The organism is Variovorax sp. 160MFSha2.1, from assembly GCF_048305075.1.
GTDB classification, from domain to species: Bacteria; Pseudomonadota; Gammaproteobacteria; order Burkholderiales; family Burkholderiaceae_C; genus Variovorax; species Variovorax guangxiensis.
Genome location: NZ_CP157624.1, coordinates 864,776 through 887,253, shown reverse-complemented (window position 1 = coordinate 887,253; position 22,478 = coordinate 864,776). Strand labels below are relative to the sequence as shown.

Genomic DNA, 22,478 nt, shown 5'->3' with positions numbered 1-22,478 from the left:
ATTGCTCCTGAGTTCCAGGCTTCATCAGCCTCGCGCGGCGTCGATCACGGCCTTCGTGAAGGCCTCGGGCGCTTCCTGCGGCAGGTTGTGGCCGATGCCGCCGCTGACCAGCCGATGCTCGTAGCGCCCCGAGAACTTCTTCGCATAGGCGCTGGGCTCCGGATGCGGCGCGCCGTTGGCGTCGCCTTCGAGCGTGATGGTGGGCACGCCGATCACCGGCGCCTTGGCGAGCCGGTCCTCCAGCGCCTGGTACTTCGCCTCGCCTTCGACGAGGCCGAGTCGCCAGCGGTAGTTGTGGACCGTGATCGCCACGTGGTCGGGGTTGTCCAGCGCCACGGCGCTGCGGTCGAAGGTGGCCGCGTCGAAGTTCCACTTGGGCGACGCCGTCTGCCAGATCAGCTTGGCGAAGTCGTGGCGGTTCTTCTCGTAGCCCGCGCGGCCGCGCTCGGTCGCGAAGTAGTACTGGTACCACCACTGCAGCTCGGCCTGCGGCGGCAGCGGCACCTTGCCGGCCTCCTGGCTGCCGATGAGGTAGCCGCTCACCGAGACCAGCGCCTTCACGCGCTGCGGCCACAGCGCGGCCATGATGCAGGCCGTGCGCGCGCCCCAGTCGCAGCCGGCGACGGTGGCGACCTGGATCTTCAGTGCGTCCATCAGCGCGATGATGTCCACCGCGACCACCGACTGCTGCCCGTTGCGCGGCGTGTTCGCCGACAGGAAGCGCGTGGTGCCGTAGCCGCGCAGGTACGGCACGATGACCCGGAAGCCCGCCGCCGCGAGCGCCGGAGCCACGTCGACGAACATGTGGATGTCGTAGGGCCAGCCGTGCAGCAGGATCACCGGCGCGCCGTCGGCCGGACCCGCCTCGTAGTAGCCGATGCTGAGCGTGCCGGCATCGATGCTCTTGAGCGGCTCGAGGCGCCTGGAAGACGAGCCCGTGGCCGCCTGCGCGAAGGCCGGCGTGAGCGCTGCGAGCTGCGCGGCCGCGGCACCGAGGGCCGTTGCGGCGAGAAAGCTTCTGCGGGGCAGTTGGAACGACGATGTCATTGGAATTTCCTGAGTGACTGAGGGTGGAGGGGTTGGCGGCCCCGAATGTCGCCCCTCCGACCGCCGTTCTCCCGGCCCTGCGTATCGCTGTGTATCTGCCGCTGTCTTTTCAACAAAACATTTCGTTCTTCGAGCCTGGGTGCCGATGAGCCGACGCGCTCACGAGCGCGTCATGCAGGGGCGTGCACCCGCCCCAGAAAGGCCCGCATCAACGCCTCCACCTCGTCGAGATGCGTTTCCAGCAGCCAATGGCCGCCGTCGAGCAGATGGAACTCGGCCTCGGGCAGGTCGCGGAGGTACGCGCGCCCTGATTGCTCCGGCATGTAGTGATCCTGCGGGCCCCACACGATCAGCGTGGGTGGGCGGTGCGTGGCGAGGTACTTTCGGTGCCGCGGGAACCAGGCGCGGTTCTCCTTCAGCCCCGCGATCAGGTCGACCGCTACCTCCTTGCGCTCCGGCGTCATCAGCGACCAGTGCAGCTTCCACAGGTCGGGCGGAATGCGTTGCGCGAGCTCGGGGCGCACCGCGTTCAGAAACTCCTCCTTGAAGATCTCTTCGGTGATCGCCTTGGACAGCTGCTCGCGCATCTGCCGCGCGGGCAGCGTCCATGTCTGCTCGATCTCGGCGTACTTGGGCCCCAGCGCGTCCTCGTAAGGGATGTCGCCGTTCTGGATGACGAGGGCCGCCACGCGCTCGGGCGCCATGATCGCCAGGCGCGCGCCGATCGGCGAGCCGAAGTCGTGCAGGTAGAGCGCGAAGCGCTGGATATCCAGCGCCTTCACGAAACGGTCGAGAAAGGCCGCGTAGCCGTCGAAGCTGTAGTCGAAGTCTTCCGGCGTGGCGCTGTAGCCGAAGCCCGGATAGTCGGGCGCGACCAGCCGCCAGCGGTCGGCCAGCCTCGGCATGAGCTCGCGGAACTCGTAGGACGAGCATGGGTAGCCGTGCGGCAGCAGCACGGCGGGCGCATCGGCCGGACCGGCTTCGCGATAGAAGGTGTCGACCTCGCCCAGCTGAATGCGGCGATGCCGCACGCGGGTATCCGTCTGGCGTGTGTTCATGCGTGATCTCCTGTGCCGGGTTGATTCATCCGCCGCAGGCTAGGAGCGCCTTCACGCATCGCGGGTCGGCTCGGCCGCACCCGTGCCGTAGGCCAATGCCGAGGCCCGGGCAAAGGCCGGCGGGCATCACACCAGCCGCAGCCCCCCATCGCACTCGACGACCGTCCCCGTGGTGTAGCCGTTCTCGATCAGGAACTGGATCGCATGCGCCACGTCCTGCGGCCGCCCCACTCGGCCGACGGGCAGCATCTCGACCTGCTGGCGGAACAGGTCGTCCTTCATCGCGGCGGGCACGCGGTTCCACCAGGGCGTGTCGACCAGGCCCGGCGACACCGCATTCACGCGGCTCGGCGCCAGCTCGCGCGCCAGGCTGCCCACCATCGCCTCGATGGCGCCGTTGATAGCCGCCAGCCCCGAGGTGCCGGGCAGCGAGTTGCGCGCGGAGATCGCCGTCACGAAGGTCAGGCTGCCGCCCTTGCGCAGCACGCGCGCGCCGGCCTGCGCCGCTTCGAGCTGCGGCCAGAACTTGGCCTCGAAGCCGCGGCGCAGCGACTGCAGGTCGAGCTTCGCGAATTCGCCCGCGCCCTCGCCGCCGCTGAGCGTCAGCACCAGGTGATCGACGGGGCCGGTCTTGTCGAAGAAGGCATCGAGCGCGCCGCAGTCGCAGGCGTCGAAGGCCTGGCCGCTCACATTCGCGCCCAGGCCGGCTATCGCTTCCTGCAGCTTGCCGTTGTCGCGGCCGGTCGCGATCACGCGCGCGCCGGAGGCCGCCATGCGCCGCACGGTCTCGAGGCCCACGCCCGACGAGCCACCGACCACCACCACTGTCTGCTGCTGTTCCAAAGCCATGACGACTCCTTTTTTGAATGTCCGATGAAAGAAAGACAAGCTCAGGTTAGGGAGCGCGGCACTATCATTCAAATCGTTTGGATCCATGGAATACATCAACGAAAGTGATTTCAGGCGGCTCGACCTGAACCTGCTGCTGGTGTTCCACGCGCTGCTGCACGAACGCAGCGTCACGCGCGCGGCGCAGCGCCTGTTCATCGGCCAGCCCGCACTGAGCGGCGCGCTCAAGCGCCTGCGCGCCGCGCTGGGTGACGAGCTCTTCGTTCGCACCTCGCACGGGATGACGCCCACGCCGCGCGCGCTGGAGCTCGCGCGCGTCATCGAGCCGCTGCTGCTGTCGCTGCAGCAGGCGCTGCATGCGCGGCCGGCGTTCGACCCGGCCAGGGCCGAGCGCGTGTTCCGCGTCGGCCTGAGCGACGCGCTCGAAGTGGCGCTGATGCCGCGGCTGATGCAGCGGCTGGCCGAGGAAGCACCGGGCGTGCGGCTGGTGGCGCGCGCAGCCGAGCGCACCAATGCGCCGGCCATGCTCGACGCGGCCGAGATCGAACTGGCGGTGGGCGTGTTCACCGACTGCGCCGCATGGCACCGGCAGCGCGCGCTGTTCGGCTGGCACTTCGTCTGCGTCTACAACCCCGCGCTGGTGAAGGTGCGCGGCAAGCGCATCACGCTGCAGGAGTACCTGCGCCACCCTCATCTGCTGACCTCGTTCAGCGCCGACCTCAGCGGCCTCGTCGACGAGCTGCTGCGCGAGCAGGGCCACACGCGCAAAGTCGTCTTCTCCAGCCGCAACTTCGCGACCAGTCCCTTCATCGTGCGGCAGATGCCCGCCATCACCACCGTGCCCACATTCGCCGCCTCCACCTGGCGCGACGAGCTCGGGCTGGCCGTGAGCCCGCTGCCCTTCGAGTCGCCGGCCTACGAGGTGTCGCTGCTGTGGGCGGCCACGCACGACGGCGATCCGGGGTTGCGGTGGCTGGGCGGGCTCATGGCGGATGTGTTCGGCGGCAAATCGGACGCCTGAGGGGCAGGGACACACCCCTGCGACAATCGCCCGATGCCCTTCGCCCCCCTGCAAAACGACACTTTCCTGCGAGCCTGCTGGCGCCAGGCCACCGACCACACGCCCGTCTGGCTGATGCGCCAGGCCGGCCGCTACCTGCCGGAGTACGTGGCCACCCGCGCCAAGGCGGGCAGCTTCATGGGGCTGGCCACCAACACCGGCTACGCGACCGAGGTCACGCTGCAGCCGCTGGAGCGCTATCCGCTGGACGCTGCCATTCTTTTCTCCGACATCCTGACGGTGCCCGACGCGATGGGCCTCGGCCTGTCGTTCGAGGCCGGCGAGGGCCCGCGCTTCGCGCGCCCGGTGCGCGACGAGGCGGCGGTGGGGGCGCTAGAGGTGCCCGACATGGAAAAGCTGCGCTATGTGTTCGACGCCGTGGCCTCGATCCGCAAGGCTCTGAACGGCCGGGTGCCGCTGATCGGATTCACGGGCAGCCCGTGGACGCTGGCCTGCTACATGGTGGAAGGCGCGGGCTCCAGCGACTACCGGCTGGTCAAAAGCATGCTCTACGGCCGCCCCGACCTGATGCACCGCATCCTCGCGGTCAACGCCGACTCGGTGGCCGCGTATCTCAACGCCCAGATCGACGCCGGCGCGCAGGCCGTGATGGTGTTCGACAGCTGGGGCGGCGTGCTGGCCGACGGCGCGTTCCAGGAATTCAGCCTCGCCTACACGGCCCGCGTGCTGGCCGGCCTGAAACGCACCGGCGCCGACGGCCAGCCGGTGCCGCGCATCGTCTTCACCAAGGGGGGCGGCCTGTGGCTGGACGACATGCGCGCGCTCGACTGCGAGGTGCTGGGCGTGGACTGGACCGTCAACCTGGGCGCCGCGCGCCGCAGGGTCGCAGAGGGCACGGACGGCACGGCCAAGGCGCTGCAGGGCAACATCGACCCGAACGTGCTGTTCGCGCCGCCCGCGCAGATCGAGGCCGAAGTGGCCAAGGTGCTGGAAGCCTTCGGCAAGCCGCATGCCGACCGCACGACCCAGGGTCCGACGCACATCTTCAACCTGGGCCACGGCATCAGCCAGTTCACGCCGCCGGAGCACGTGGCGGCGCTGGTGGCCGCGGTGCACGCGAAGTCGCGGGCGATGCGTGGCTGAAATTGTTATCGGCCTGAACCGGTCGGCGCAGGCGCAGCAGCCTTGAGAAGTCGGCCCGCGGCCGTTTGTCAAGCGCAAAAACGGTATATGCATCCGCACTTATGCACAAAACACGTGTTGCAGTGCGCAAGATTTCCGGGTTACCCATCTTCCTTGCTTCCAAAGAGATAGCAAAGCTAAGTCGTTGATTTATATAGAGTTTGAACTTTGCTTTTTTTCCGGGCAATCCAGCCGGAGCCTTGATTTTCAAGGCTTGGCAGCGAGTCCAGCCCGCTTGTCAACAAAGTTATCCACAGGAACTCTGGATGAGGCCCAAAGCGCTGAAAAATCAATGACTTAAGCGCCCTTGCTCGAAGACTTTTTAACAAACCGCCCCAAGAAGGACTTCCCATCTCCACCGCCGGACTGCCTCTCGACGAGCCCCTCCAGCCGACGAACGGCGCCCCGCCGGCGCTGCCGTGGCGGCTCGACATCGCCGTGCAGACGCCCGCGCACGCCGCGCTCGGCGACCTGCTGAGCTACGCCGGCGCCGAGCCCCTGCCGCCCGGCACGCTGGTGCGCGTTCCGCTGGGCAAGCGCGAGGTGCTGGGCGTGGTCTGGAACGAGCCGGTATCGCTCGTGGGCGCTGAGCCCGACATGACGCTCAAGCCGGTGGGCGCGGCGCTCGACGCGCTCGCGCCGCTGGGAGAGGGCTGGCGCGACCTCGTGGCTTTCGCCGCGCGCTACTACCAGCGCTCCATCGGCGAGATCGCGCTGGCCGCCCTGCCGCCGCAGCTGCGCGACCTGTCGACGGCGCAGCTCGCACGCCGGCTCAAGCGCAAGAGCGCGGCCGGGCCGGTCGCGCAGACGGCCGAGTCGTCGAACCCGGTGGCACTGAGCGCCGAGCAGACCGCCGTGCTGGCGCGCATCGAGGAGGGAACAGGCACCTTCCTGCTGGCCGGCAGCACCGGCAGCGGCAAGACGGAGGTGTACCTGCGCTGCGTGGCCGACCTGCTCGCGCGCGAGCCCGGGGCTCAGGCGCTGGTGATGGTGCCCGAGATCAACCTCACGCCGCAGCTCGAAGCCCGCTTCAAGGCGCGCTTCGGCGAGGAGGCGGTGGTGTCGCTGCACAGCGGCATGACCAACCCACAGCGCCTGGCGAGCTGGCTCGCGGCGCACAGCGGCGCGGCGCGCATCGTGTTGGGCACGCGCATGGCGGTGTTCGCGTCGATACCGGCGTTGAAGCTCATCGTGGTCGACGAGGAACACGACCCCAGCTACAAGCAGCAGGAAGGCGCGCGCTATTCCGCGCGCGACCTCGCCGTGTGGCGCGGCCAGCGCGAGAAGGCACGGGTGATCCTGGGCTCGGCCACGCCCTCGCTCGAAAGCTGGCACCAGAGCCGCCCCGCCGAGGGCGAAGACCCCGGCGGGCGCTACGTGCGGCTGGCCATGCCCTCGCGCATCGGCGCGGGCGAGCTGCCGGCCGTGCGGCTGGTCGACATGAACCTGCAGCCGCCGAAGACGGTGATCTCGGGCGCGCTGCTCGACGCGATCGGCCAGCGCATCGCGCGCGGCGAGCAGAGCATGATCTTCCTCAACCGGCGCGGCTATGCGCCGGTGCTGGCGTGCGGCGACTGCGGCTGGAAGAGCGAATGCCCGCACTGCAGCGCGTACCGCGTGTTCCACAAGATCGACCGCACGCTGCGCTGCCACCACTGCGGCTTCACCGAGCGCGTGCCGCGCGCCTGCCCGGCCTGCGGCAACCCCGACATCGCGCCCGTGGGCCGCGGCACCGAGCGGCTCGAGGAGCATCTGGCGGAGCTGTTCTCGTCGGTGAAGCGGCCCGACGGCGGCGCGGTTCGCATCGCGCGCATCGACGCCGACAGCACCAAGAAGCAGGGCGCGCTCGAATCTCAGCTCGCGGCCGTGCACGCGGGCGAGGTCGACGTGCTGGTGGGCACGCAGATGATCGCCAAGGGCCACGACTTCCGCCGCATCACGCTGGTGGCCGCGGTGAACCCCGACGGCGCGCTGTTCTCCAGCGACTTCCGCGCGCCGGAGCGGCTCTTCAGCCTGCTGATGCAGTCGGCCGGCCGCGCGGGCCGCGACGCCGCGTACCTCGCGGCGCAGGGCGCGACGGCCGAGATGTGGATCCAGACGCACCACGCGCAGCACCCGCTCTTCATGGCGCTGCGCAGGCACGACTACACCGCCTTCGCCGCGCAGCAGCTCGACGAGCGCCGCGCCGCCGGAATGCCGCCCTTCGCGTTCCAGGCGCTGCTGCGGGCCGACGCGCGCGAACAGTCGGTGGCGCAGGGTTTCCTGAACACGGCGGCCGACCAGGCCGAGTCGCTGCCGGGCGCGGACGTGGTCACGCGCTATCCGGCGGTGCCGCTGGCGATACAGCGCGTGGCGAACGTGGAGCGCGCGCAGATGCTGATCGAAAGCCCCTCGCGCGCCGCGCTGCAGAAGCTGCTTGCGGCGTGGCAGCCGCTGCTGCACGAACTGAGGCGAACGCCGCAGGGCAAGGGCGTGATCCGCTGGCTGATCGACGTCGATCCGCACAGCATCTGAGCGTGCGGGCGCGGTCGGCCCCCAGACCGCGGTTTCAGTGGTAGCCGGTCGGCTCCTTGCCCATGTCCACGTAGCGAAGTTCGTTGTGCCTGCGCCGCGCGACGCTCACGGGCCATGCGAACACCACAAGGCTCAGCGCGGCGAGCGCGATCGCCGTGGCGGTGCCGAACTTGCCGGCATGCCAGAACCAGCCGACCGCCGAGAGCCAGGCCAGCCACAGAAGGATGCGAACCAGAATTGCCATCGCGCGCCCCATTCACATCTTTGACTTGGAAGCACTGTAGCAGCGCACCTGCAAACCCAAGCATTCATCTGAAGTGGTAGCGGATGGCTATGTCTTACGACATGCCCGGAACTACCGCAAATTTGTGAAAAAAGAGTTGACGACGCACCCCGGCGCTGCTCAAGCTGTAAAGACGCGAACCCGCCGCGGATTGCGAACTCCAAACTGCCTCGCTCACTGGTTGCAAAGGTAGGTCACCGTGAAACCGCCGTTCCTCCCTGGTTGGTCCCTCTCGCTGGCATCGGGCCTCGCCGGCCTCGTCCTTGCCTTCGCCGTGCCATCGGCCCCGGCCGCCGAGCTGGAGCTGCAGGGCAGCCGCCTCGTGGTGTCGGGCATGCTCGACGGCACCATGATCAAGGAGTTCACCGAGCAGCTCGGCAGCGGAACAGTCCATACCGTGGTCTTCGAGGACTCTTTCGGCGGTACCGCCGAAGCAGCCGGCGCATTCGCCGACGCCATCCGCGCGAGCGGCGTGCAGACCGAGGTGCGCGGCCAGTGCATGGCGGCCTGCGCCTACGCCTTCCTGGCCGGCAGGACCCACCGCTTCGGCTACGGCCTGCAGGTCAACGGCATCCTGCTGCCCGTGGCGCAGCGCCCCACCCCCGCCGAGCTGGCAATACGCTGGCGCGGCGACGAGGCCCACAAGACGCTGGCCGAGTTCACGCCCACGTCGGCTTCCGCCAAGGCCATGGAGACCAGCGCGGCGCCAGCGGCGGCCAGGGACAACTGGCAGCCCGACCACGGCGTGCTCTTCACCGCGAGCCCCACGCTCTTCGGCCGCGTCTACAACACCTATTACTGCGACGGCACGCAAGGCCGCGATTTCTCGAAGTGCGAGCGGCTCGCCGATGCCGACCCCTTCAAGCTCGGCGTGCTAACCCCGTAGCGCGCTCACGGCGAGCGGGAAGCTCGGGAAGGCAATCACCGTCGTCCACAGGATGATGCGGGCGATGCGCCCGTTGTCCGCGCCGAAGCGCTCGGCCAGCATCGACACGTTGCTCGCGCTCGGCAGCGCCGCGACCAGCACGATGGTGACGAGCGCCGGATGCGAAAGCGGCAGCCCCAGCGCGATGGCGCCCAGCCCCAGGGCCCACACCAGCAGCGGATGCGCGAGCAGCTTCACCGCCACCACCGGCAGCACGTCGCTCCACGGCGCCTTGGACGCAGACACGCGGCCCGTGGCGCCCATGGCCTCGGCCACCGCCGCGCTGGCGTCGTGCTCGCGCGCCAGCAGCGCCGAGCGGGCCAGCACCGCGCCGATGGTGAAGAGCGCCACCGGCGAGGCCGCGTCGGCCAGCATGGCGATGGTGCGCTCGACGGGCCCCGGCAGCGGCCAGCGCGCGGCCGACAGCAGCACGCCCAGCAGGATCGACCACGGCATCGGGTTCACGAGAATTCCGCGCAGCGCCTTGCGCGCGGCCAGCATGGCGCCGTGCCGCCCGGCGCCACCGGCCCCGTCGAGCCGCGACAGCGCGATGCACAGCGACGAAGTGACGACCAGGTCGAACGCGATCGTGATGATGATCGGCCCCGCCGCCTGCGCGCCGAGGATGGCCACCAGCAGCGGCACGCCCATGAAGCCGGTGTTCGGAAACGCCGCCACCAGCGCGCCGAACGCGGCGTCGTTCCAGCCCACGCGCGCGTTGCGTGTGAAGGCCACGACGCCCGCAACCACCGCCAGCGCGCAGATGCCCCAAACCAGTGCGACGCTGCCGTCCAGCAGCTGCCCGATGGGCGTGCCCGCGCCGAAGCGCAGCAGCATGCACGGCAGCGCGAAATACAGCACGAAGGTGTTGAGGCCGGGAATGGCGTCCAGCGGCAGGATGCGGGCGCGCGCAGCGCCGTAGCCGGCCGCGATCAGCGCGAAGAAAGGGAAAGTAACAAGGAATACAGGCAGCACGCCCCATTGTCGTTGCCACCGCCGGTTGGCCGGATCGGCGCCGCCGGCCTACAACCCCGGCGGGGCCGGCCCCGTATCATTGGCCGCTTTGCGCCAGCCGTTCCCCACGGCGTTTTTCTCGGCTCTCCCGGTTCCCTCGGTTCTCTTTTTCTCCCATGTCTCACGGACTCAATCCCGCGCAGCTCGAAGCGGTCAACTACATGAGCGGTCCCTGCCTGGTGCTCGCGGGCGCGGGCTCGGGCAAGACGCGGGTCATCACCCACAAGATCGGCCGGCTGATCCAGTCGGGCATCGAGCCGCAGCGCATCGCGGCCATCACCTTCACCAACAAGGCCGCGGCCGAAATGCGCGAGCGCGCGAAAGACCTCATCGGCAAGGACGCGCGCAAGGTCGTGGTGTGCACCTTCCACGCACTGGGCGTGCGCATGATGCGCGAGGACGGCGGCGTGCTGGGCCTGAAGAACGCGTTCAGCATCCTCGACGCCGACGACGTGACGAAGATCCTGAAGGACGCCGGCGGCACCACCGACGCGGCCACCGCCCGCATCTGGCAGTGGACCATCAGCAAGTGGAAGAACATGGGCCTGACCTCGGCGCAGGCCGAGGCGCAGGCCGCCGACGACAACGAGCGCATCACCGCGAAGATCATGGCCCGCTACGAGGAGCGCCTGCTGGCCTACCAGAGCGTGGACTTCGACGACCTCATCGGCATGCCGCTGAAGCTGCTCTACGAATTCCCGGAAGTGCGCGCCAAGTGGCAGGCGATGATGGGCCACATCCTGGTCGACGAATACCAGGACACCAACGCCACGCAGTACGACGTGCTCAGGGCCCTGGCCGGCGAGCGCGGCCACTTCACCGCGGTGGGCGACGACGACCAGTCCATCTACGGCTGGCGCGGCGCCACGCTGGACAACCTGCGCAAGCTGCCGGTCGACTACCCGGCGCTCAAGGTCATCAAGCTGGAGCAGAACTACCGCTCCACCAGCGCCATCCTGCGCGCGGCCAACAACGTGATCGGGCCCAACCCCAAGCTCTTTCCGAAGACGCTGTTCTCCGAGCTCGGCGAAGGCGAGCCGGTGCGCATCGTCGACGCCGACAGCGAGGTGCACGAGGCCGAGCGCGCGGTGGCGCGCATCGTGAGCATCCGCGCGGGCGAGGCCACCACGCAGGGCAAGCAGTACAAGGAGTACCGCGACTTCGCCATCCTCTACCGCGCAAACCACCAGGCGCGCGTGTTCGAGCAGGCGCTGCGCAAGGCGCAGATCCCGTACAAGGTCTCCGGCGGCCAGAGCTTCTTCGACCGTGCCGAGATCAAGGACCTGTGCGGCTGGTTCCGCCTGTGGGTCAACAACGACGACGACCCCGCGTTCCTGCGCGCCATCACCACGCCCAAGCGCGGCATCGGCCACACCACGCTCGCCAGCCTCGGCACCTTCGCGAGCCAGTACAAGCTGAGCCTGTTCGAGGCCCTCTTCAGCCCGTCGCTGCCCAGCGTGATGCCCAAGCGCACGCTGGAGGGCATCCATGAGTTCGGCCGCTACATCAACGACCTCGAATACCGCGCGCGCCGCACCATGGGCGCGGAAGACTCGCGCACCTTCATGCTCGACTGGCTCAAGGAGATCGACTACGAGAAGCACCTGTACGACGGCGAGGACAGCGAAGCCGCCGCGGCCTCGCGCTGGACCAACGTGCTGGAGTTCGTCGACTGGATGTCGCAGCGCGCCGGCGGCACGCTCGACGACGCCTCGGGCGCCGACAGCGGCGGCATCGAGAGCGAGCGCAAGAGCCTGCTCGAGGTGGCGCAGACCATCTCGCTGCTGTCCACCATCAGCGAGCGCGAGCAGGACCAGGACGTGGTCACGCTCTCCACGCTGCACGCCTCCAAGGGCCTCGAATGGCCGCACGTGATGCTCATCGGCGTGAGCGAGGGCCTGCTGCCCTTCAAGCTCGACGACGACAACGGCCGCCAGCAGCAGGTGAGCGAAGACACGCTGCAGCGCCTGCAGGAAGAGCGCCGCCTGATGTACGTGGGCATCACCCGCGCGCAGCGCAGCCTGGCCGTGAGCTGGACCAAGAAACGCAAGCAGGGCCGCGAGATGGTGCCCTGCGTGCCCAGCCGCTTCATTGCCGAGATGGGCCTGGACAAGACCACCACCAAGGAAGACCCGCGCGAGAAGCTCAAGGCACTGCGCGCCGAGTTCGCGCGCAAGGCGCAGGACAGCGCTGCCAAGGCCGCCGCCGCCGCGGCGGGGTCATGACGACGATGAAGACGATGACGACGAAGAAGACCACCGCAACCGCCGCGCTGCTGGCCGGCGCGCTCATCGCGCTGGCCGGCTGCGCCTCGATGCGCGGCGGCAGCGCCGACTGCCCCGCGGACGCTCGCGACCTGCCGCTGGAATCGCTCTACGGCAAATGGGAAGCGCGCTTCGACAACCTGCCCGCCGTGGCCGTCGTGCAGCTGGGCAAGCACCCCGACTACGACGGCGTGCGCGGCACCATCACGCGCAACGGCGCCAACCCGGCGAAGGCCACGGTCGCGCAGCTCGCGGGCGACGTGGACGACGAAGGCGCGCTTTCCATCGACGAGTCGCAGGACGGCCGCGCCATCAGCGGCGTGTGGTCGGGCAAGCTGCAGACCGGATCGTGCGGTCGCGAATTCAGGGGCACGTGGCGCAATGCGGCCGACGAGAGCACGCACCCGTTCGTGCTCAGCAAGACGGCGCCGCCGGCGTCACAGGAAGGAAAGAAGCAATGACGAAGACGACCACCATCTCGCCGCGATCTCGCTTCAGGTTCAACACGCTCGCGGCCGTGGCCGCATGCCTCGGCGGCGCGGCGGGCATGGCCCATGCGCAGGCGGTGGACAAGCCCGCGAGCCCGCTGGCGGATTCGCAGCTCACCTGGCAACAGTGCGCCGCGCTGGGCGCCAACAACGAGGCGCGACTGGCCTGCTTCGACCGATGGGCGCAGCAGCAGACGCTGCCCGCCGCGGCGGTGCCGGCCGCCCCGCCGGTGCTCGCGAGCACGCAGCCGCCGGTCGATGGAACGGTTCCCGCCACGCGCGTGGTCTCGGTGGCCACCACCGAGGGCTGCCGCGACCGCCAGTACTCGGCGCTCTCGCGCTTCTGGGAACTGGAGAACGCCACCGACTGCGGCACCTTCGGCTTCCGCGGCTATCGCCCGCTGAACGTGTCGGCATCGGCCGCCACCAGGAAGCCCGACACGCCCACCTCGCCTTCGGCCGGCCACACCGCCGACCCGGTGGCCTATCAGGCCAACGAGATGCGCATCGGCCTGTCGGTGCGCACCAAGCTCGCGCAGGGCATGCTCACGCAGAACGACCCGGTGAAAAAAGACTCGCTGTGGTTCGCCTACAGCCAGCAGTCGACCTGGCAACTCTTCAACGGCTCCATCTCGCGCCCCTTCCGCACCACCGACCACGAGCCCGAGCTGATGTACGTCTACCCGACCGACTTCAAGCTGCCGGGCGGCTGGCGCTGGCGCTATTCGGGGCTGGGCATCGTGCACCAGTCGAACGGCCAGAGCCTGCCGCTGTCGCGCAGCTGGAACCGCGTGTACCTGATGGGCGGCGCCGAGCTGGACGACCGCTTCACCATCACCGGCCGCATCTGGAAGCGCATCTCCGAGAGCGCCGCGAAGGACGACAACCCCGACATCGCCGACTACTACGGCCGCGCCGAGATCACCGGCCGCTGGAACCTCAACCGCGACAACCAGCTCGCCGTGACCGTGCGCAACAACCTGCGCGACAGCGGCCGAGGCTCGATCCGCCTCGAGTGGCTCAAGGCCATCGGCGATCCGACCAAGAGCAACCTGCGCTTCCACACGCAGCTGTTCTCGGGCTACGGCGACACGCTGGTGGACTACAACCGCAAGCGCACCGTGCTGAGCATCGGCCTCAGCCTTGTGGACTTCTGATCCCTTTCACACGAGCAAACCCCATGAGTGCAGATCTGTCTCCCGTCGACGACACACAGCGCGAAATCATCGCGGCGCTGCATGTCGCGCCCGTCTTCGACGCAGCTCGCGAACTGGAGCGGCGCGTCGACTTTCTCGCGGACTACCTGAAGCAGACCGGCCTGAAGACGCTGGTGCTGGGCATCAGCGGCGGCGTCGATTCGCTGACCGCCGGCTGCCTCGCGCAGCGCGCGGTCGAGAAGCTGCGCGCCACCGGCTACGACGCGAGCTTCATCGCGATGCGGCTGCCCTACGGCGTGCAGAAGGACGAGGCCGAGGCGCAGGCCTCGCTCGTGGTGATGAAGCCCGACCGCACGGTCACGGTAGACATCCGCCCCGCCGCCGATGCCATGCTCGCGGCGCTGAAGGCAGGCGACCTGAAGTTCCGCGACGCGGCGCACGAAGACTTCGTGCTGGGCAACATCAAGGCGCGCCAGCGCATGATCGCGCAGTTCGCGGTGGCGGGCGCGCACGACGGCATCGTCATCGGCACCGACCATGCGGCCGAGGCGCTGATGGGCTTCTTCACCAAGTTCGGCGACGGCGCGGCCGACATCACGCCGCTGACCGGCCTCAACAAGCGCCGCGTGCGCGCCGTGGCCCAGCTGCTGGGCGCGCCCGACGCGCTGGTCTACAAGGTGCCCACGGCCGACCTCGAATCGCTGGTGCCGGGCAAGCCCGACGAGGACGCCTTCGGCGTGACCTACGAGCAGATCGACGACTTCCTCGAAGGCAAGCCGGTGTCGGCCGAGGCGCGGCGCATCATCCTCGCCACGCATCGCAAGAGCGCGCACAAGCGCGCGCTGCCGGTCGAGCCTTTCTGACCGCGGCGCCCTCCTCGCCGCGCCGCATCAGCGCGTGACAACTTTCCAGCGCCCGGCCGAGATCTCGGCGGCGTAAGGTGCCGGAATGCTGGCCTCGTAGCCGTTGCCGCGCACGACGGCGTCGTAGCTGCAGACGGCCTGGCCCGCGGCGTCGTACAGGGTCCAGCGCACCTGCGTGCCGTCGGGTGCATCGTGCAGCACATGCATCGAGGGCGCGCCGATATTGGCGCCCACGTGGGCGTAGCGCGCGTCCACCGTCATCGGCACGTGGGGCGGAAAAGGCTGGCTGCCCGGCAGGTCGAACCACTCGTCGTGCATGAGCAGGCTGCGCTGGGCGACCTTCCACACCCGGTGGCGCAGGAAATGCTGGTCTGCATAACGCGACGAAAAAGGCCGGCTGCGCAGGTACGCGCGCATGTCGCCCGCCATGTCCCAGAGCACGCCCGCGCACGCGCCCCACATGCCGGCGAGCATCAGCTCGGTGTGCGAGTGATAGTCGCGCATCACGTGGAACCAGCGGTCGGACGCGCACCACTCGCGCACCGCCGCCTGGTCGCGCGTGGACAGCAGCGAATCGGCATCGCGGAACTGCACCCGGTCGACCGCGGGATCGTCGAGCGCGAGGAAGCGCCACATGGTCCCCGGCAGGTCCTGGCCGCCGATGGAGCGCACGTCGATCACCGCGGCGCCCTCTCGCATCAGCCGGCCGCAGACGTCGGCCGGCACCGAGTCGTCGACGTAGAAGCGGCACAGCCACGCCGGGAAGAACTCGCGCGCGGCCCGCACGTTGAGCACCGCCATCTCGCAGTAGCGCGGGTCGCCGCCGAAGAGACTGAAGGCGATGAGGTTGCGATGGCGGTTGCGCTCGTCGAAGCAGCGCGGCGCAGGCAGGCCCACCGTGGCGGCGGCCTGCTCCTTGTCGGCCTCCAGCATCTTCAGGCGCAGCGACTCGGAGCCGAACCTGCGCACCTCGTCGCGCTTGCCGAGCTGTCCGGCCGCCTCGGCCAGGCCGTCGAAGGTATTGGCGGTCCCGAGTTCGCCGACGATGCGCAGGTAGAGGTGGTAGGCCTGCTGCGGCTGGCCGAGCCGCAGCAGGCACAGCGCCACGTCGGCCAGCGGCTGCGGGCTGTGCGTGGCCTCCCACGCCTGCGCCGCGAAGCCCCGCGCCTTCTCGTAGTCTCCCTGCGCAAAGGCCGCGCGGAACCGCGTGCCCAGCGCATCGAGCGCCTGCTGCGTGATCGCCGGCCTGCGCGCCGGAACCGGTGCCTTCGTCCTGGTCGTGCCCTTCCTGGCCATTGTCGCCCTCCTGTTGTCGCTTGGCTTCAGCGCTCGCGAAGCGCTTCGCGCGCCTTGTTGAGCGGCTTGATCAGGTAGTCGAGCACCGACTTGCTGCCGGTGTGGATGTCCACCGAGGCGATCATCCCGGGCACGATCGGGAAGCTCCTGCCGCTCCTGTTCATCAGGTGGTCGGCATCGGTGCGGATGTACACGCGGTAGTAGTACACGTCGCGCTTCACGTCGTCCTGGATGGTGTCGGGCGAGATCGTCGTCACCTTGCCCGGCAGGCCGCCGAAGATGGCGTAGTCGTAGGCCGTGACCTTCACCGTCGCCTCCTGCCCCGGATGGATGAAGGCCACGTCGCGCGGCGAGATGCGCGCCTCCACCAGCAGCTTCTCGTCGAGCGGCACGATCTCCATGAGCTTGCCGCCCGGCGGCAGCACGCCGCCCACCGTTGTCAACGCGGTGTCCTTGACGATGCCGCGCACCGGCGAGACGAAGGTCAGGCGCGTGAGCGAATCGGAGCGCCCGCGCGTCACCGAGCGCTGCGCCTCGATCTCGGCGTTGGCCCTGGCGAGCTCCTCGCGCGCCTTCACGTAGTACTGGCTGCGGATGTCGACCGCCTTGCTCTCGGCCTCGTTGATCTGGCGCTTCAGCCGCAGCACCTCTACGTCGCTCGCGGCGCCGCGCGACACCAGCGGCTCGGTCAGCGCGAGCTCGCTGCGCATCAGGGCCAGCGCCTGCGTCACGCCGGCGAGGCTGCTGGAGAGCTGCTCGCGGCGCGAACGGTAGAGCGCGGTCTCGGTGCGCACGAGGTCGGGGTCGGCCCGCACCTCGGGCGGGAACTCCAGCGGCGTGCCGCCCACCTCCGCCGTCAGCCGCGCCGACATGGCCAGCGCCGCGCGCACGCGGGACGCGCTCTCCTGCACGGTCGACTCGGTCTTGGTCCTGTCGAGCTGCGCGAGCACCTGGCCCTCCTCGACGATGTCGCCCTCGCGCACCTTCAGCTCGACCAGGATGCCGCCTTCGAGCGACTGCACCATCTGCTCCTTCGACGAAGGCACCACCTTGCCGGTGCCGGTGGACACCTCGTCGAGCTCGAAGCACCAGGCCCATGCCAGCAGCACGAGCAGCGCCGCGCTGACGATCCAGACGATCAGCGACGAGCGCGGCAGCGGCGGCTCCGGCGGCGAATGGCGCGCGGCCGTGGACGCCACCGGATAGCGGGCCGGCGGCTTCTTCGGCGCAGCCGCGCCTGACGGTGCGGCCGGTGCCGGCCGCGCGGGCAGCTCGGCGACCGCCTTCTGCACAGCTTGCGCGGATTGCGCGGCCTGCACCGCCTCCGCCGCCTGAGCGGCGTCGGCCACCACCACCGCGCCGCCGCCCGTGTGAGGGCGGCCCGTTTCAGGCGTTGCTGTTGCCATTGGAAAGCTCCCCAATCACGCGGTCCCTCGGACCATCCATCACCACGCGCCCGCCATCGACCACGATGATCCGGTCCACCCAATGCAGCACCGGCATGCGGTGCGTCGCCACCACCAGCGTGCGCGGCGCCAGCCAGTCGCCGAGCGAATCAATGACCTGGCGTTCGGTGACTTCATCGAAATGCGCGGTAGGCTCGTCCAGCAGCACGACGGACGGCTGGCGTATCAGCGTGCGCGCGAGCAGCAGCGCCTGCCGCTGGCCGCCCGAGAGGCCGAGGCCGCCCTCGTGGATCAGCTCGCCCAGCCCTTCCGCGCGCGACTGCACGAAGGGCAAGGCGCCGGCCATCGTGAGTGCCTCCAGCAACTGCTCGTCGGTCGCCAGCGGCATGCCCATGGTGACGTTCTCGCGGATCGAGCCGTGGAAGAGCCGCGCGTTCTGCGTGAGCAGGCCCACGTCGCGGCGCAGGTCGGACGGGTCGATCAGCGCGATGTCGAGCGAATCGAGCGTCACATGGCCGCGCTGGGGCGACTGCAGGCCGGCCAGCAGCTGCAGCAGCGTGGACTTGCCCGCGCCCATGCGGCCCAGCAGCGCGATCTTCTCGCCGGGCTGTATCTGCAGCTGCGCAGCCGCGAAGGCCGGGCTCCTGTCGTCCTTGCCGTAGCGGAATTCGACGCCCGCGATGCCGTAGCGCCCCTGCAGCGCGGGCACGTGCACGAGGCGCGCACGCTCGGGCTGGTCCACCGGCCGCTGCATGAGCTGGTCGAGCCCCGCCCGCGCCACCTTGGCCTGCTGCCAGCGAGAGAACACGCCCGACAGCTGCGCGAGCGGCGCGATCATGCGCGAGGCGAGGATCGACGAGCCCACCAGCGCACCGGTCGTCATGTCGCCCTTCATCACAAGGAAGCAGCCGGCCAGCAGCGTCACGGCGTAGACGATGGTCTGCACCTCCTGCGTCCAGGTCATGAGCAGCCCCGTGAGGAAACGCTGGCGCATGCTGATGCCGGCCGCGACGTCGTTGGCGTGGTTCCATTGGTTCTGGAAGCGCGGCTCGGCACGCATGAGCTTGATGTCTTCCAGGCCCTCGACCGCCTCCACCAGCAGCGCATTACGCAGCGCCGACTCGCGCATGCCTTCGCCGGCGAGCCGCGCGAGAGGCTTCTGGATCAGCAGCCCCGGGATCACCAGCAGGGGCACCGCGACCAGCGCCACCAGCGCGAGCGGCCCCGCCACCAGCCACAGCACGACCAGGAAGAGCACGAAGAAGGGCAGGTCGGCCACCGCGCCGATGGTGGTGGAGGTGAGCAATTCCCTCACCTGCTCGACCTCGCGCACCTGGGCGATGAAGGAGCCCGTCGACTTGGAACGCGCATCGGTGCGCACCCGCAGCGCGTGGCCGAAGACGATGTCGGACACCTTGAGGTCGGCCCGCTTGCCGATCACGTCGGAGATGTGCGTGCGCGACATGCGCAGCAGGAACTCGAAGGCCACGGCGAGCATGACGCCGCCGAACAGTACCCAGAGCGATGATTCCGACTGAGCGGGCACCACGCGGTCGTAGATCTGCATCGAGAAGATCGTCGAGGCCAGTGCCAGCACGTTGGCGAAAACCGAGGCCAGCACGATGTCGCCGTAGCGGCGCCAGTCGCGCAGCGCGATGGCCCAGAACCAGTTGGAACGGTAGGGCTTGACGTAGCCGTCCACGCGCGCGTCGGGAACCGCGGTGTTGGGTCGCAGGATGGCGGAGCGCCTTGCGCGCCGCTGCAGCTCCTCGGCGGACAGCGCGGTTTCGAGCCCGTGGTCGCCGCCGAGCAGCACGCCCAGCTTGCCGTTGCCATCGGCCGCCCGCACCACGCCGACTTCGCCGTTGTCGAACTCCACCACCAGCGGCAGCCGCCATGGGTCGAGCTGCGCGCTGGAAAAGGCATCGAGCCGCAACGAGAGGCCCAGGTGCCGCGCCATGTGCTCGAGCAGCGTGTCCATCGGTGCGCCGCGCTCCCAGGCCAGCGAGACGCGCACGCGTTCCTGCGAGGCGCCGATGCCGTAGTGGCGTGCGACATAGAGCATGGCGTCGAGCCAGCTGGTGTACTGCGGAGGCAGTTTCATGGAAGCAGTTCCATTCCCTGGACGGTGGTGTTGTCGAGACCGTAGAAGGCGCGACCCTGCCCGGTCGCGCCGATGTAGCCGATGCGGCTTTCCCAGAGGTCGTGCAGCACGGCCTCCTGGTCGGCCGCGGCCTGGTGGATCTCCTGCTCGGCGTTGAGCAGGTCGAGGATGGAGCGTGTGCCCAGCGTGTACTGCTCGCGGTAGAGGTCGCGCGCCTCGCCGATGCTGCGGCGGCGTTCGGCCAGCACGCCCAGCCGCGCCTGCGCGCCGGCGACCTGCTCGCGGAAGCTGCGCATCTGGTCGCCCGCATTCAGCCGGGCGGTATCGATGCGCATGCGCGCGGCCTCCTCGGCGGCGGTGGCCGAGCGCACCTGCGCATCCATGGCGCCGCCCTGGAAGATCGCGCTGGAGAGGTTGAACATCACCGTGTGGTGCATGCCGTTGCGCTCCATCGTGGCGGGGTTGACGCCGCCCATGGCCTTGTTGGCCGAGACGTCGAGGCTGAGCGTCGGATAGCGCTGCGCCTTCGCGATCTCGAGCTGGGCGGCGGCAACGCGCCGGTCGGCCTCGGCGGTCAGCACGTCGGGAAGCAGGCCGGCGTCCGGCACCTGGTCGATGCGCAGCTCGCTGGCCAGCTGTTGCGGAAGCGGCGCGACCAGCGCCGGGGCCGCACCACCCAGCAGCGTCGCCAGGCGCTCGCGCGACTGCGCGAGCAGCGACTTCACCTGCAGCAGGTTGGCGCGCGCACTCTCGACGCGCGACTCCGCCTGCAGCGGATCGGCCTTGGTGCTGAGGCCCGACTTCGCGCGCAGCCGCGCGGTTTCGAGCACCTTCTCGACGGCCTTGACCTGCTCCTGCGCGATCGCGGCGAGCGACTGATAGCGGTGCGCCCTGACCACGGCCTCGGCGGTCTGCTGCGCGACGGCGTCGATCTGCCGCAGCACGATGGCCTGCTGGCGCCGCACCTGCGCCTCGGACTGGTCCACCGCCCCCGAGACCTTGCCGAAGTCGTAGAGCATCTGCGACAGCGAAGCACTCGCCAAAACACCGTTGCCGCGGCCCCGGCCCGCGCCCGAACTGCCGCTGTTGTTGAGGCCGGCGCCCATGCCCAGCTTCACCTGCGGGTAGTAGCCGGCGCGCGCCACCTCGACGCCGCCCGACTGCTGCGCCAGCGTGGCGATGGCATCGGCGATCGAGGGATGGCGCGCCACCGCGCGGCGCACGGCATCGGCCAGCTCCAGGGGTTTCGAGTCCTGCCCGGCCTGCAGAGCCTGCGGGGCCTGCAGCGTGGAGGGCAGCGCAGCGCCGGACCGCACCCCCAGCTCCCGTGCCAGCGCGCTCGGCGCGAGCCGCCGCGACGCCTTCAGTTCGACGGATTCCTGCGCCGCCGCGGGCAGGCCCGCAAGGGCCAGCCATGCGGCTGCGCAGAGGTGTGTGCCTGGTTTCACGCGGATCGGTCCCCCTTCGAAGAAAAGTCGCCGGCTGCGCCGAGTTCGCGCATCCGGGTGATGTAGGCAGCCACGCGCGCACGGCTGGCGGACGGCAGGCCCTGCAGTTCGGCTGCGGCCGCTTCGCGCGGCACCACGCCCAGCGGCGCGGCCACGAAGAGCCAGTTGAGGGCGTGGAAGATTCCCTGCCATCCGTGGATGGCGTAGTTCTGCAGGTCGATGGGGCGAGGCGTGCGGCGCTGGAAGCACTGCCTGAGCTCGGCATAGCCTGGCGGCGGGGGCAGGTCCGCAAAGTCGCGCCAGAAGGCGGTATCGCGCCGGGGGCCGTCGTAGTGCATGCGCAGGAAGTCGCGGATACCCGACCAGCACCGTGCGTTGGCTTCGTTGAAACCCTCGATCACTCGCCCGGGCACCACGCCGCCCCCGGCTGTGACGATGCGCTCGAAGTTGCGCAGCTGCTCCAGCATCTGCCCGAGGAGACTCGACTCCAGGGGGTCCACGAAGCCCGAGGCCAGGCCGAGCGCCATGACGTTGCCGACCCACACCTGCTCGAAGTGGCCGGGCTCGAACTTCAGGGCGCGCATCGGCTCGACGCCAGGGCCCACGCGGCGATGGATCTCGTAGATGGCCTGCGCCTCGTCGGCATGGGCGCTGCTGAAGACATAGCCCCCGCCGACGCGCTCGACCAGCGGCATCTGCCACATCCAGCCAGACGGCATTGCGATCGCTCGCGTTACCAGCGACGGGTTGGGTTGCGGATGCGGCATGCGGAAAGGCACGACGCCGTCGAGCAGCAGGTGTTCCGAGAAAGAGCGCCAGCGCACGCCGAGCTTCCCTCCGATGCCCAGCCGCGCAAACCCGGAGGCGTCGATCAGCAGGCCGAGCGCGAGGGGTTCCTCCACGCCCTCGAGCCGCACCGCGCGCGCCATGCCCTGCTCGTCGCACAACAGTTCGTCCACGCGAGCCTGCTGGTGCACCACGCCGCGCGAGACTGCCACGCGACGCAGGTAGTCGCCCAGCCTGTGGCTGTCGAAATGGAAGGAGGCCGACAGGCCCGAACTTGCGCCGAGGCGAAGCATCGCAAGCGCGTCGCGCTGCGAGGCATTCCCGGCGATGGCGGCGAAGCCCGGCACGTAGCGATGAAGCTCGATGCCCTCGTGCACCATGCCCGAGATCAGCGGATGGAAGCCCGCTTCCATCCAGTCGGTCTCCTGCAGGCCGGGCCGGCCGAAGAGGTGGTAGTAGTGGTCGTCCTCGGCGCCGGTGCGCCAGCCTTCGTAGGAAACGCCCAGCTTGAAGGCCGCGCCTGTCTCCTGCACGAATTCGGTGAGGTCGATGCCGTTGCGGCGCAGCGCATCGAGCAGGTTGAGCAGTCCACCCTCGCCCAGGCCCGCGATGCCGATGGCGGGCGATTCGATCACCCGCACCTCGGTCGAGGGCGCGAACATGCGTCGCAGCGCCAGCGCGGCGAACCAGCCCGAGGTTCCGCCGCCGACGACGACGGCGCGAGAGATGTTGCGAAGATTCAGCATATGGTTGTTTCATGAGCCGCACGCGGC

At 69.5% G+C, this 22,478-nt stretch carries 18 protein-coding genes; 8 read left to right on the top strand and 10 right to left on the bottom strand.

Annotated features, from left to right (window positions below; translation table 11 throughout):
• Positions 1 to 24: 24 nt before the first annotated feature.
• From ABL838_RS03790 to ABL838_RS03780, 3 genes are all read right to left on the bottom strand, one after another.
• Positions 25 to 1,047, bottom strand: a complete 1,023-nt coding sequence (locus ABL838_RS03790; RefSeq protein ID WP_418124210.1) for an alpha/beta fold hydrolase — start codon at positions 1,045 to 1,047, stop codon at positions 25 to 27.
• A gap of 170 nt (positions 1,048 to 1,217) precedes the next feature.
• Positions 1,218 to 2,105 (bottom strand): alpha/beta fold hydrolase, encoded by an 888-nt coding sequence (locus ABL838_RS03785; protein ID WP_418124208.1) that lies wholly within the window; start codon positions 2,103 to 2,105, stop codon positions 1,218 to 1,220.
• 126 nt (positions 2,106 to 2,231) lie between these two features.
• Positions 2,232 to 2,954, bottom strand: coding sequence for an SDR family oxidoreductase (locus ABL838_RS03780; protein WP_418119022.1), 723 nt, complete (start codon positions 2,952 to 2,954; stop codon positions 2,232 to 2,234).
• Positions 2,955 to 3,039: 85 nt separating this feature from the next.
• Between ABL838_RS03780 and ABL838_RS03775 the strand changes: the two genes are divergently transcribed.
• The 3 genes from ABL838_RS03775 (at position 3,040) to ABL838_RS03765 (ending at position 7,671) form a co-directional block, all read left to right on the top strand.
• Complete coding sequence (locus ABL838_RS03775) at positions 3,040 to 3,975, top strand: LysR family transcriptional regulator (RefSeq protein ID WP_184634388.1); 936 nt, start codon at positions 3,040 to 3,042, stop codon at positions 3,973 to 3,975.
• A 33-nt stretch (positions 3,976 to 4,008) separates the two neighbouring features.
• Entirely contained in the window at positions 4,009 to 5,118 is a 1,110-nt protein-coding gene (hemE, locus tag ABL838_RS03770) for a uroporphyrinogen decarboxylase (protein WP_126021608.1), read from the top strand.
• Positions 5,119 to 5,595: 477 nt separating this feature from the next.
• Positions 5,596 to 7,671, top strand: coding sequence for a primosomal protein N' (locus tag ABL838_RS03765; RefSeq protein WP_418124205.1), 2,076 nt, complete (start codon positions 5,596 to 5,598; stop codon positions 7,669 to 7,671).
• A gap of 34 nt (positions 7,672 to 7,705) precedes the next feature.
• Here the strand turns inward: ABL838_RS03765 and ABL838_RS03760 are convergent, their stop codons facing one another.
• Positions 7,706 to 7,915, bottom strand: a complete 210-nt coding sequence (locus tag ABL838_RS03760) for a hypothetical protein (protein WP_126021610.1) — start codon at positions 7,913 to 7,915, stop codon at positions 7,706 to 7,708.
• Positions 7,916 to 8,153: 238 nt separating this feature from the next.
• Here ABL838_RS03760 and ABL838_RS03755 point away from each other — a divergent pair, with 238 nt between their 5' ends.
• A complete protein-coding gene (locus ABL838_RS03755; RefSeq protein ID WP_240650585.1) occupies positions 8,154 to 8,840 on the top strand; it encodes a hypothetical protein in 687 nt (228 codons plus the stop codon).
• Here ABL838_RS03755 and ABL838_RS03750 read toward each other — a convergent pair.
• Positions 8,829 to 9,854 carry an AEC family transporter gene (locus ABL838_RS03750; RefSeq protein ID WP_418124203.1) on the bottom strand — a complete coding sequence of 342 codons (1,026 nt, stop codon included), beginning with the start codon at positions 9,852 to 9,854 and terminating at the stop codon, positions 8,829 to 8,831. The two genes, ABL838_RS03755 and ABL838_RS03750, sit on opposite strands and share 12 nt — an antisense overlap.
• Before the next feature lie 155 nt (positions 9,855 to 10,009).
• Between ABL838_RS03750 and ABL838_RS03745 the strand changes: the two genes are divergently transcribed.
• The 4 genes from ABL838_RS03745 to nadE are packed head-to-tail and all read left to right on the top strand — an operon-like array spanning position 10,010 to position 14,665.
• Positions 10,010 to 12,118, top strand: coding sequence for an ATP-dependent helicase (locus ABL838_RS03745; RefSeq protein WP_126021612.1), 2,109 nt, complete (start codon positions 10,010 to 10,012; stop codon positions 12,116 to 12,118).
• 14 nt (positions 12,119 to 12,132) lie between these two features.
• Positions 12,133 to 12,618 carry a hypothetical protein gene (locus ABL838_RS03740; protein ID WP_418124202.1) on the top strand — a complete coding sequence of 162 codons (486 nt, stop codon included), beginning with the start codon at positions 12,133 to 12,135 and terminating at the stop codon, positions 12,616 to 12,618.
• Positions 12,615 to 13,802 carry a phospholipase A gene (locus ABL838_RS03735; protein WP_126021613.1) on the top strand — a complete coding sequence of 396 codons (1,188 nt, stop codon included), beginning with the start codon at positions 12,615 to 12,617 and terminating at the stop codon, positions 13,800 to 13,802. The genes ABL838_RS03740 and ABL838_RS03735 overlap by 4 nt, the downstream gene beginning before the upstream one ends.
• Positions 13,803 to 13,825: 23 nt before the next feature.
• Positions 13,826 to 14,665, top strand: coding sequence for an ammonia-dependent NAD(+) synthetase (gene nadE / locus ABL838_RS03730; protein ID WP_126021614.1), 840 nt, complete (start codon positions 13,826 to 13,828; stop codon positions 14,663 to 14,665).
• A gap of 27 nt (positions 14,666 to 14,692) precedes the next feature.
• Here the strand turns inward: nadE and ABL838_RS03725 are convergent, their stop codons facing one another.
• Genes ABL838_RS03725 through ABL838_RS03705 form a run of 5 tightly spaced genes read right to left on the bottom strand, consistent with a single transcriptional unit; the run spans position 14,693 to position 22,451 of the window.
• The gene (locus tag ABL838_RS03725; protein ID WP_418124200.1) at positions 14,693 to 15,961 is read right to left on the bottom strand and encodes a tetratricopeptide repeat protein; all 1,269 of its coding nucleotides are present in this window, start codon (positions 15,959 to 15,961) and stop codon (positions 14,693 to 14,695) included.
• Positions 15,962 to 15,987: 26 nt separating this feature from the next.
• Positions 15,988 to 17,367: an HlyD family efflux transporter periplasmic adaptor subunit gene (locus tag ABL838_RS03720; protein ID WP_418124198.1), complete on the bottom strand. Its 1,380-nt coding sequence runs from the start codon at positions 17,365 to 17,367 to the stop codon at positions 15,988 to 15,990.
• Entirely contained in the window at positions 17,348 to 19,471 is a 2,124-nt protein-coding gene (locus tag ABL838_RS03715; protein ID WP_418124196.1) for a type I secretion system permease/ATPase, read from the bottom strand. The genes ABL838_RS03720 and ABL838_RS03715 overlap by 20 nt, the downstream gene beginning before the upstream one ends.
• Positions 19,468 to 20,919, bottom strand: a complete 1,452-nt coding sequence (locus ABL838_RS03710) for a TolC family outer membrane protein (protein ID WP_418124194.1) — start codon at positions 20,917 to 20,919, stop codon at positions 19,468 to 19,470. The genes ABL838_RS03715 and ABL838_RS03710 overlap by 4 nt, the downstream gene beginning before the upstream one ends.
• Positions 20,916 to 22,451: a tryptophan 7-halogenase gene (locus ABL838_RS03705; protein WP_418124192.1), complete on the bottom strand. Its 1,536-nt coding sequence runs from the start codon at positions 22,449 to 22,451 to the stop codon at positions 20,916 to 20,918. Before ABL838_RS03705 ends, ABL838_RS03710 begins: the two co-directional genes overlap by 4 nt.
• Between the last annotated feature and the right edge of the window lie 27 nt (positions 22,452 to 22,478).

Coding starts and splice junctions, on each gene's coding strand:
- ABL838_RS03790 (WP_418124210.1), bottom strand. CDS start 1,047: ATGACATCGTCGTTCCAACTGCCCCGCAGAAGCTTTCTCGCCGCAACG.
- ABL838_RS03785 (WP_418124208.1), bottom strand. CDS start 2,105: ATGAACACACGCCAGACGGATACCCGCGTGCGGCATCGCCGCATTCAG.
- ABL838_RS03780 (WP_418119022.1), bottom strand. CDS start 2,954: ATGGCTTTGGAACAGCAGCAGACAGTGGTGGTGGTCGGTGGCTCGTCG.
- ABL838_RS03775 (WP_184634388.1), top strand. CDS start 3,040: ATGGAATACATCAACGAAAGTGATTTCAGGCGGCTCGACCTGAACCTG.
- hemE (WP_126021608.1), top strand. CDS start 4,009: ATGCCCTTCGCCCCCCTGCAAAACGACACTTTCCTGCGAGCCTGCTGG.
- ABL838_RS03760 (WP_126021610.1), bottom strand. CDS start 7,915: ATGGCAATTCTGGTTCGCATCCTTCTGTGGCTGGCCTGGCTCTCGGCG.
- ABL838_RS03745 (WP_126021612.1), top strand. CDS start 10,010: ATGTCTCACGGACTCAATCCCGCGCAGCTCGAAGCGGTCAACTACATG.
- ABL838_RS03740 (WP_418124202.1), top strand. CDS start 12,133: ATGACGACGAAGAAGACCACCGCAACCGCCGCGCTGCTGGCCGGCGCG.
- ABL838_RS03735 (WP_126021613.1), top strand. CDS start 12,615: ATGACGAAGACGACCACCATCTCGCCGCGATCTCGCTTCAGGTTCAAC.
- nadE (WP_126021614.1), top strand. CDS start 13,826: ATGAGTGCAGATCTGTCTCCCGTCGACGACACACAGCGCGAAATCATC.
- ABL838_RS03725 (WP_418124200.1), bottom strand. CDS start 15,961: ATGGCCAGGAAGGGCACGACCAGGACGAAGGCACCGGTTCCGGCGCGC.
- ABL838_RS03720 (WP_418124198.1), bottom strand. CDS start 17,367: ATGGCAACAGCAACGCCTGAAACGGGCCGCCCTCACACGGGCGGCGGC.
- ABL838_RS03715 (WP_418124196.1), bottom strand. CDS start 19,471: ATGAAACTGCCTCCGCAGTACACCAGCTGGCTCGACGCCATGCTCTAT.
- ABL838_RS03705 (WP_418124192.1), bottom strand. CDS start 22,451: ATGCTGAATCTTCGCAACATCTCTCGCGCCGTCGTCGTCGGCGGCGGA.